This is a genomic window from Brachybacterium atlanticum (assembly GCF_025669985.1).
Taxonomy (GTDB): Bacteria; Actinomycetota; Actinomycetes; order Actinomycetales; family Dermabacteraceae; genus Brachybacterium; species Brachybacterium conglomeratum.
The window spans coordinates 1-9125 of record NZ_JAKJJW010000056.1 but is presented as its reverse complement, the minus strand read 5'-3'; the positions used below and the strand labels follow the sequence as shown (position 1 = coordinate 9125).

Here is a 9125-nt window from a genome sequence, read left to right as displayed (position 1 = left end):
GGACCAGGCAGTCCGCCGCCGGCGGCGGCGGCGGCGACCGCAGCCGGGGGCCCGCCGCCGCCTCCCGCCCCGCCACCGCCCCGTCCCGCGCCGACGGCCCGGACGGGCCCGGCATCACGATCACGCGCCGCACCCTGGTGCTGGTCGCGCTCGTCGTGGTGGCGCTGGCGGCCCTCGTGCCGACGGTGAACTCCTACGTGGCCCAGCGGCAGAAGCTGTCCGACCTGCAGGGCCAGGTCGCCCAGCAGGAGGCGGAGGTCGAGGAACTGCGCGAGCAGGTCGCGCAGTGGGAGGACCCCACCTATGTCGCCGCCCGCGCCCGCGAGCGCCTCCTGTTCGCGATGCCGGGGGAGACCCAGTACCGCCTCACCGACACCTCCGGCCAGGACGTCCCCCTCACCGAGGCGCAGCAGGCCGAGGAGGCCGCGAAGGAGGGCGAGTGGTACTCGACCCTCTGGGAGAGCGTCGAGGGCTCGAGCCGCCTGACCCCCGAGGACATCCCCGACGAGACGGGCTCGACCGACGAGGACGTCCCGGACGAGGACCCCGCCGACACCACCGATCAGGACGACGACCAGTGACCTCACTCGCCCCTCTTCCCCACGAGACGCCCGCCTCGCCGCGCGACCTCGAGATCATGCGCCGCCAGCTCGGCCGCGACATGCGCGGCGTCGTCTCGATCGCCAGGCGCTGCGGCTGCGGCCGCCCCGCCGTGGTGCGCACCGCGCCCCGTCTCGAGGACGGCACCCCGTTCCCGACCTCGCTGTACCTCACTCTTCCCTGGCTCACCCTCGAGCTCTCCCGGCTCGAGGCGACCGGGCTGATGGCCGAGCTCACCGAGCGCCTCGAGAGCGACGAGCAGCTCGCCGCTCCGTACCGGGCGGCGCACGAGCGCTACCTGGCGCGCCGTGCCGAGATCGGCGAGGCGGAGGAGGTCGCGCACGTCAGCGCCGGCGGCATGCCCACGCGCGTCAAGTGCCTCCACGCCCTCGCGGGCCAGTCCCTCGCCGAGGGTCCGGGCGTCAACCCGGTCGGCGACGAGGTGCTCGCGATGATCGACGGCGCGGCGCCCGAGCTCGTCTGCCGCTGCCAGGACGAGGAGCCCGGGACCGACCCCGACGAGCACGGCACCGACGAGGGCGAGGAGGGACGATGAGCGCGCCCGTCGCCGCGATCGACTGCGGCACCAACTCGATCCGCCTGCTGATCGCCCGGCGCGACGAGGCCACCGGGCGCCTCATCGACCTCGAGCGGCACCTGGAGATGGTCCGCCTCGGGCTCGGCGTGGACCGCACCGGACGCTTCGACCCCGTCGCCGTCGAGCGCACGCTGGAGGCCGCCCGCCGCTACCAGGCGCTGGTGGAGCACCACGGCGTGCGCCGCGAGGACGTCCGCTTCGTGGCCACCTCCGCGACCCGCGACGCCTCCAACCGCGAGGACTTCATCTCCGGCATCCGCGCGATCCTCGGCATCGACCCCGAGGTCATCTCCGGCCAGGAGGAGGCGGAGCTGTCCTACCGCGGCGCGGTCAGCACCGTCGAGGGCCTGCCCGCAGGACCCGCGCTGGTGGTCGACATCGGCGGCGGCTCCACCGAGCTGGTGCTCGGCACCACCGCCCCCACCCACCGCATCAGCCTGGACATGGGATCGGTCCGCCTCACCGAGCGCCACCTGCGCTCCGACCCGCCCGCCGCCGACGAGATCGCCGCCGCCACGGCGGACATCGACGCCCTGCTGGACGAGGCCGCGGCGGCGATCCCGCTGGAGCAGGTCGCCTCGCTCGTCGGCGTCGCCGGGACGGTGACCACGGTCACCGCGGTCGCCACCGGGATCCGGGACTATCGTCCCGATGTCACCCACGGCGCCGCCCTCCCCGTCGACGAGGTCCGCGCGCTGTGCGAGACGCTGCTGCGGGAGACCCGCGAGGAACGGTCGCGCCACCAGGTCATCCATCCCGGGCGCATCGACGTCATCGGCGCCGGCGCGCTGATCTGGTCGCGCATCGTCGAGCGCGTCGCCGCCGCCTCCGGCATCACCCAGACCCGCACGAGCGAGCACGACATCCTCGACGGGATGGCGCTGGATCTGCTGGACCACGCGCCCTGAGACCCTCCGCGCGTCGGGCGGTGACCACCTGACGAGGTGCTTTTGTCTCAGCGACCATACGGTCCTAGGCTGGGGCCCATGACCAACACCCTCGGCGGCAAGCCCCATGTCCTCATCCTCGGCGGCGGTTCCGTCGGCATGACCACCGCGTCCGAGCTGCGCAAGACGCTCGGAGCGGAGGTCGCGATCACCGTCGTCGACCCGCGCCCGTACATGACCTACGCGCCCTTCCTCCCCGAGGTCGGCGCCGGCAGCATCGAGCCCCGCAACGTGCTCGCGCCGCTGCGCAAGATCCTCACCGGCGCCAAGGTCGTCACCGGCTCCGTCTCGGCGATCCGCAGCGCCGAGCACACCGTGGTGGTGGACACCGAGGAGGGCGAGCAGCTCGAGATCTCCTACGACTACCTCGTCGTGGGCCTCGGCGCCGTCCCGCGTCTGCTCCCGATCCCCGGCCTCGCCGAGAACGCGATCGGCTTCAAGCAGGTCGAGGAGGCCACGGCCGTCCGCGACCGCATCCTCGCCAACCTCGCCGAGGCGGCGACCACGAAGGATCCCAAGCTCCGCAAGCGCCTGCTCACCTTCACCTTCATCGGCGGCGGCTTCGCCGGCGGGGAGGCCGTGTCCGAGGCCGAGGACATGGTGCGCGACGCCCTGCGCTACTACCCCGACCTCCACGCCTCCGACATCCGCTTCGTGCTCGTCGACGGCGCCCCCTTCATCTTCCCGGAGCTCACCGAGGACCAGCGCGCCTACGTGCTGAACCAGCTGCGCGAGCGCGGCATCGAGGTCAAGCTCGAGACCTTCCTGAACTCCGCCGAGAACGGCGTGATCAAGACCAGCGACGGCGACGAGTTCGAGACCGACCTGCTCGTGTGGAACGCGGGCGTCAAGCCCAACCCGGTGCTCTTCGACGAGGAGACCTCCGACCTCCCGATCGTCACCGAGCGCGGCCCGCTCATGGGCAAGGTCCAGGTCCTGCCCGACCTGCGCGTCAACGGCGAGGACGGCCCCTTCGACGACGTCTTCGCCGCCGGCGACTGCGCCGCCGTGCCGGACCTCGCCTCGGGCGAGGGCAAGTTCTGCCCGCCCAACGCCCAGCACGCGGTGCGCCAGGCCAAGCGCCTGGCCGACAACATCGCGCGCTCCGTCCAGGGTCGCCCGCTGGTGGACTACTACCACAAGAACCTCGGCGTCTTCGCGACCCTCGGCATGTACAAGGGCGTCGGCCGCCTGATGCTCGGCGAGAAGGAGCTGGACATCCGCGGCCTTCCGGCCTGGGCGATGGCCCGCTCGTACCACCTGTACGCGATGCCGACGATCGGCCGCAAGGTGTCCGTCGCCGCAGGCTGGGTGGGCAACCTCGTCTCCCGCCGCGACATCATCGGCATCCCGCAGGCAGAGACCCCGCGCGCCGCCTTCGAGCTCGCCGCGAGCTCCGGCAAGAAGAAGTGAGCCGCGCGGGACGCCGCTGAGCGTCCCCCGAACACGACGCCGTCGCCCCTCAGGGGCGGCGGCGTCGTCGCGTCCGGAACCTCTGTGGGCTCGGGCCCTCCGTGAGCGAGTATCCTCGGATGGTCACGCAAACGAGCACGTTCGCGCACGCGGCAAAGTCGCGGCACTGAGCATCCGGCGCACGGCCGGAGAGGGGCAGGACCATGCAGATCCACATCGTGGAGGACGCCGCGGCCGGAGGCGTCGTCGTCGCCGACGAGATCCAGCGCGTCCTCGAGCGCACGGGCGACCGGGGCCCGGTGCTGGGCCTGGCGACCGGCTCCTCGCCGCTGCCCGCCTACCAGGAGCTGATCCGCCGCCACCGCGAGGAGGGGCTCTCATTCGCCGATGCCCGCGCCTTCCTCCTCGACGAGTACGTGGGCCTGCCCCACGAGCACGAGCAGAGCTACCACCGCTTCATCCGCGAGAACCTCGTCTCCCACATCGACCTGCCGGAGGAGAGGGTCTGCTCCCCGGACGGCACCGCCGAGGACCCGCACGCCGAGGCCGCGGCCTATGACGGACGCATCCGTGACGCCGGGGGAGTGGACGTGCAGGTGCTCGGCATCGGCTCGAACGGCCACATCGCCTTCAACGAGCCCGGCAGCTCCCTCGGCTCCCGCACCCGCGTGGTGGGCCTGACCCGCTCGACCATCGCCGACAACTCGCGCTACTTCCCCGGCCCCGAGGACGTCCCGATCCAGGCCCTCAGCCAGGGGCTCGGGACCATCCTCGAGGCGCGGCGGATCGTGCTGGTCGCCTCCGGGGAGAACAAGGCCGCGGCCATCGCCCAGCTCGTCGAGGGCGGGATCAGCGCGCGCTGGCCCGCGACCGTGCTGCAGATGCACCCCGAGGTCGTCGTCGTCGCCGACGAGGCCGCCGCCTCCCGCCTCGAGCTGCACGAGGACTACCGCCACGAGCGCCGCCTCGAGGAGGCCGAGCGCGCCGCGCGCTCCCACTGAGACCGATACCACCGGGTCCCGGGCGGGACCACCCTCCCCGGCAGGGGCCCGGTGGGCGCAGGGCCGATACGATCGCCCTCATGCAGCAGGCCGATCCCTCCCCCTCCTCCTCTCGCACAGCCCCCGACGCCGCGACCGCGAGCTCCGAGGCGCCGCGCGGCGCCTTGGACCGCTGGTTCCACATCACCGCACGCGGCTCGACGATCCCTCGGGAGATCCGCGGCGGCATCGTCACCTTCTTCTCGATGTGCTACATCGTGGTGCTGAACCCCCTGATCATCGGCACGGTCCCGGACTCGACCGGGATGTACCTCGGCGGCGGCACCGAGCCGAACCTCCCCGCCGTCGCCGCCGGCACCGCGCTCATCGCAGGACTGCTGAGCATCTTCATGGGGGCGTGGGCGAAGTTCCCGCTGGCACTGGCCGCCGGGCTCGGGCTGAACGCCTATCTCGCCTACTCCGTCGTCCCGCTGCCGGGCATGACCTGGGGCGGCGCCATGGGCCTCGTCGTCATCGAGGGCGTGGTCATCCTGCTGCTGGTGCTCACCGGCTTCCGCAAGGCCGTCTTCGACGCCGTCCCGGCCTTCCTCAAGACCGCGATCGCCGTCGGCATCGGGCTGTTCATCGCCTTCCTGGGCCTGTACAACGCGAAGTTCGTGACGACCGCGAACGGCACCCCGGTCCAGCTCGGCAACGACGGGTCCCTCACCGGCTGGCCCACCTTCGTGTTCGTCGCCGGGCTGCTGCTCATGTTCGTGCTGTGGGTGCGCAAGGTCCCCGGCGCGATCCTCATCGCCATCGTCACCGGTACCGCGCTGTCGATCGTGATCGAGCGCGTGCTCCACCTGGGCGCCTTCGCCCCGGCCGGCGCCGACGGCCCCGGCAATCCGGGCGGGTGGGCGATGAACGTCCCGGCCGTCTCCGAGTTCCCGGTCCAGCTCCCCGACTTCTCCACGCTCTTCACCGTCGACCCGATCGGCGGGATCACCGCCGCGGGAGCGGTCGGTGCGAGCGTCATCGTCTTCTCGCTGCTGCTGGCCGACTTCTTCGACACCATGGGCACCATGGTCGGGGTCGCCGCGGGGGCGGACCTCGTCGACGAGCAGGGCGACATCGCGCACTCCCAGCGGATCCTCGTGGTCGACTCCGCGGCGGCGATCGCCGGCGGCATGGGCGGAGTCTCCTCGAACACGAGCTTCGTCGAGTCCACCTCCGGCGTCGCCGAGGGCGCGCGCACCGGTCTGTCCGCCGTGGTCGTCGGCGTGCTGTTCCTGCTCTCGACTCTCCTCTCGCCGCTCGTGGGCATGGTGCCCTACGAGGCGGCGACCCCGGCGCTGGTGATGGTCGGCTTCCTGATGATGACTCAGATCACCGACATCGACTTCACCGACGTCGAGATCGCGATCCCCGCCTTCCTCACCATCATCCTGATGCCCTTCGCGTACTCGATCACTGTGGGCATGGGCGCTGGCTTCATCATGTACGTGCTGCTGAAGCTGGTGCGGGGCAAGGCACGCTCGATCCACTGGCTGATGTACGTGATCGCCCTGATGTTCGTCGCGTACTTCCTGCGCGGCGCGGTCGAGGGCCTGCTGCTGTGACCGGTCCCGGGGCGGAGACCGAGATCGCCGAGCTCGCCGCCGAGCTGCAGCGCCTGCTGCTGGTCTCCTCGCGGATCCTGCGCTCGCACACCGCCTCGCATGCGGTCTCCGCCTCGCAGTTCTCGGTGCTCGCGCACCTGGACCGGGCGGGGGAGTCCACCCCGGGGACGCTGGCCGACTTCGAGCACGTGAGCCCTCCGGTGATGACCCGCGTGCTCGGCCGCCTCGAGGAGGCGGGGCTCGTCTGCCGCTCCGCCCACCCCGAGGACGGTCGGCAGGTGCGGGTGACCCTCACCGACCGGGGCAGGGAGCTCGTACGGGCCGGCCGCGCGGAGCGGGACGCCTGGCTGCGCTCCCGTCTCGACGGGATCAGCGCCGCGGAGCGGGAGAGCCTGCGCGAGGCGACCGCCCTGCTGCGGCGCACGCTTGTCCCGCCGCGGGACTGACGGGGCGCGGAGGGACGCAGAAACGGTGGCGCCGGGATGCCGTGGCGGGCGAGCGGGGCGCCGCCCCGGAATCACGGCGACGCAGAAGCTCGGCGACGCAGAAGCGCGGCACTGCCCCCGCCCGCAGCGCGAAGAGCGTCGCCGCGGCCCCGCATCGACTCCCCTCATGCACGCCCCGCACGCACGAAGGGCCCCGTCCGAGGACGGGGCCCTTCGTGGTCTGCGGGATGCGTGATCCCCGCGGGCGGCCGGGCCGACGCGCAGCGGTCCGCGCGCGGGAGCCGCCCGGCCCGGCGAGGTGCTCAGGAGACGGCGTCGGCCGAGCGGTCGAGCACGTGGTCCAGGACCGCGATCAGCGCGGCGACGTCCTGCTCGTCCACGGCCGGGAAGGTCGCGATGCGCAGCTGGTTGCTTCCGAGCTTGCGGTAGGGCTCGATGTCGAGGATCCCGTGGGCCCGCAGCACGGAGGTGATGGCCGTGGCGTCGATCGAGGCGTCGACGTCGAGGGTGGTCACGACCTGCGAGCGCGCCGCCGGATCCGTCACGAAGGGGGTGATCTCCTCGCGCCGCGCCGCCCAGGCCTGGAGCATGCCGCTGGTGGTGCGGGTGCGGGAGTCGGCCCAGGCGAGACCGCCCTGGGCGAGCATCCAATCGATCTGCTCGGCCATCAGCACAAGGGTCGCCACCGCCGGGGTGTTGAGCGTCTGGTCCTTGCGGGAGTTGTCGATCGCGGCGGTGAGGGAGAGGAAGGACGGGATCCAGCGGTCCGCTGCCGTGCCGAGGCGCTCCGCACGCTCGATCGCGGCGGGGGAGAGGAGCGCGAGCCACAGCCCGCCGTCGGAGGCGAAGGCCTTCTGCGGCGCGAAGTAGTACGCGTCCGTCGCCGAGACGTCCACCTGCGCGGCGCCGGCCACGGAGGTCGCGTCCACGAGCACGAGCTGGTCCTCGCGCGCGCCCTCGGGACGGGCGACCGGGACCATCACGCCGGTCGAGGTCTCGTTGTGCGGCCAGGCATAGGCGTCCACGTCCTCGGAGACGCGCGGGGCGGGGCAGCTCCCCGGCTCGGCGCGAATGACCTCGGGCTCCGCGAGATGCGGTGCGCCGGAGGACTCCGCGGCGAACTTCTGCGAGAACTCGCCGAGCACGAGGTGCTGGGAGCGCTCCTCGATCAGCCCGTAGGCGGCCACGTCCCAGAACGCGGTGGAGCCTCCGTTGCCGAGCACCACCTCGTACCCCTCGGGAAGGGAGAAGAGCTCGGCCAGGCCCTGACGGACACGAGCGACGACCTGCTTGACGGGCGCCTGACGGTGGGAGGTGCCCATCACCGTGCGGGACACCGAGGAGAGCGCGTCCATCTGCGCATCGCGCACCCGGGAGGGACCGGAGCCGAAGCGTCCGTCGGAGGGAAGCAGCTCCGAGGGGATGGTCAGGGCGCGCAGGGCGTCGGTGCGAGCGGTGCTGGCAGCGGTCATTCGAGCTCTCCTCACGAGGACGGTCCGGGCCGCCCGGTCACGAGGCGGCCCGGGAGCATTCTTCCAGGAACGTCGTCCGACGCCTCGGTCGGTCCGGGGAGCGTCGGGGGTGCGGGTCGACGTGCGCTCCCGGGCCACGGTCCGTGCGAGGATCAGGGCATGAGCCGTGCCGATCTCGAGAAGCAGCCGTACGACGTCGCGACGATGTTCGACGGCATCGCCCGCCGCTACGACCTGATGAACGACGTCGCCGCGATGGGGCAGGTCGGGATGTGGCGAGAGAAGATGGTCGAGTCCCTCGACATCGCTGCGGGGGACCAGGTCCTGGACCTCGCCGCCGGCACCGGCACCTCGAGCGCCGCCATCGCCCGCGCCGGCGCGCAGGTGGTCGCCGCCGACTTCTCGCTCGGGATGATGACCGAGGGCCGCCGACGAGGTGCGCCGGTCCCGTTCGTGGGCGCCGACGCCCAGCACCTCCCCTTCGCGGACGACTCCTTCGAGGCCGCGGTGATCTCCTTCGGCCTGCGCAACGTCCATGAGCCGCGCCGGGCGCTCGCAGAGATGTCCCGGGTGGTCCGCCCGGGCGGCCGCGTCGTGGTGTGCGAGTTCTCGACCCCGACGTGGCGTCCCTTCCGGACGGTCTACGAGAACTACCTGCTGCGTGCGCTGCCCGCCGTGGCACGACGCGTCGCCACGAGCGCCGACGCCTACGACTACCTCGCCGAGTCGATCCTGGACTGGCCGGACCAGGAGGCGCTGCGCGGATGGTTCGCACAGGCCGGCCTCGAGCGGGTCCAGTACCGGAATCTCAGCGGGGGCATCGTCGCCCTGCACCGTGGAGTGGTGACCGCTCGCTGACCTCCCTCGATCCTCGACCTGACCAGCACGGACAGGCGAGGCGAGGATCGGTGCCGGGGCCGATGCGCGCCTCGACGGGGAGCGATGTGGTCGAGGCCACCTCGAAAAGGGTCGTTCTGGCTTGACGGGGTCTCGGAACCCCCGTAATGTTCTTCCTCGTGCCCAGGAGATCGGGACAGCGGATCGGCC

Annotated in this window: 9 protein-coding genes; 8 read left to right on the top strand and 1 reads right to left on the bottom strand. The window is 72.3% G+C overall.

The window, feature by feature from the left end:
• From L3K22_RS16240 to L3K22_RS16210, 7 genes are all read left to right on the top strand, one after another.
• The coding region (locus L3K22_RS16240; protein ID WP_263312315.1) for an FtsB family cell division protein at positions 1-581 on the top strand (581 nt) is incomplete at its 5' end.
• The gene (locus L3K22_RS16235; RefSeq protein ID WP_263312314.1) at positions 578-1156 is read left to right on the top strand and encodes a DUF501 domain-containing protein; all 579 of its coding nucleotides are present in this window, start codon (positions 578-580) and stop codon (positions 1154-1156) included. The genes L3K22_RS16240 and L3K22_RS16235, both read left to right, overlap by 4 nt.
• Positions 1153-2106, top strand: coding sequence for a Ppx/GppA phosphatase family protein (locus tag L3K22_RS16230; RefSeq protein WP_263312313.1), 954 nt, complete (start codon positions 1153-1155; stop codon positions 2104-2106). The genes L3K22_RS16235 and L3K22_RS16230 overlap by 4 nt, the downstream gene beginning before the upstream one ends.
• 78 nt (positions 2107-2184) lie before the next feature.
• Complete coding sequence (locus L3K22_RS16225; RefSeq protein ID WP_263312312.1) at positions 2185-3558, top strand: NAD(P)/FAD-dependent oxidoreductase; 1374 nt, start codon at positions 2185-2187, stop codon at positions 3556-3558.
• A 203-nt stretch (positions 3559-3761) separates the two neighbouring features.
• Positions 3762-4559 (top strand): glucosamine-6-phosphate deaminase, encoded by a 798-nt coding sequence (nagB, locus tag L3K22_RS16220; protein ID WP_263312311.1) that lies wholly within the window; start codon positions 3762-3764, stop codon positions 4557-4559.
• Positions 4560-4639: 80 nt separating this feature from the next.
• Positions 4640-6160, top strand: a complete 1521-nt coding sequence (locus L3K22_RS16215; RefSeq protein WP_263312310.1) for an NCS2 family permease — start codon at positions 4640-4642, stop codon at positions 6158-6160.
• Complete coding sequence (locus L3K22_RS16210; RefSeq protein ID WP_263312309.1) at positions 6157-6606, top strand: MarR family winged helix-turn-helix transcriptional regulator; 450 nt, start codon at positions 6157-6159, stop codon at positions 6604-6606. Before L3K22_RS16215 ends, L3K22_RS16210 begins: the two co-directional genes overlap by 4 nt.
• A gap of 302 nt (positions 6607-6908) precedes the next feature.
• Here the strand turns inward: L3K22_RS16210 and serC are convergent, their stop codons facing one another.
• Positions 6909-8078: a phosphoserine transaminase gene (gene serC, locus L3K22_RS16205; RefSeq protein ID WP_263312308.1), complete on the bottom strand. Its 1170-nt coding sequence runs from the start codon at positions 8076-8078 to the stop codon at positions 6909-6911.
• Positions 8079-8237: 159 nt separating this feature from the next.
• On the opposite strand from serC, the gene L3K22_RS16200 reads away from it, so the two are divergent.
• Positions 8238-8936 carry a demethylmenaquinone methyltransferase gene (locus L3K22_RS16200; RefSeq protein WP_263312307.1) on the top strand — a complete coding sequence of 233 codons (699 nt, stop codon included), beginning with the start codon at positions 8238-8240 and terminating at the stop codon, positions 8934-8936.
• The last annotated feature ends 189 nt before the right edge of the window (positions 8937-9125 follow it).

Coding starts and splice junctions, on each gene's coding strand:
- L3K22_RS16230 (WP_263312313.1), top strand. CDS start 1,153: ATGAGCGCGCCCGTCGCCGCGATCGACTGCGGCACCAACTCGATCCGC.
- L3K22_RS16225 (WP_263312312.1), top strand. CDS start 2,185: ATGACCAACACCCTCGGCGGCAAGCCCCATGTCCTCATCCTCGGCGGC.
- nagB (WP_263312311.1), top strand. CDS start 3,762: ATGCAGATCCACATCGTGGAGGACGCCGCGGCCGGAGGCGTCGTCGTC.
- L3K22_RS16215 (WP_263312310.1), top strand. CDS start 4,640: ATGCAGCAGGCCGATCCCTCCCCCTCCTCCTCTCGCACAGCCCCCGAC.
- serC (WP_263312308.1), bottom strand. CDS start 8,078: ATGACCGCTGCCAGCACCGCTCGCACCGACGCCCTGCGCGCCCTGACC.
- L3K22_RS16200 (WP_263312307.1), top strand. CDS start 8,238: ATGAGCCGTGCCGATCTCGAGAAGCAGCCGTACGACGTCGCGACGATG.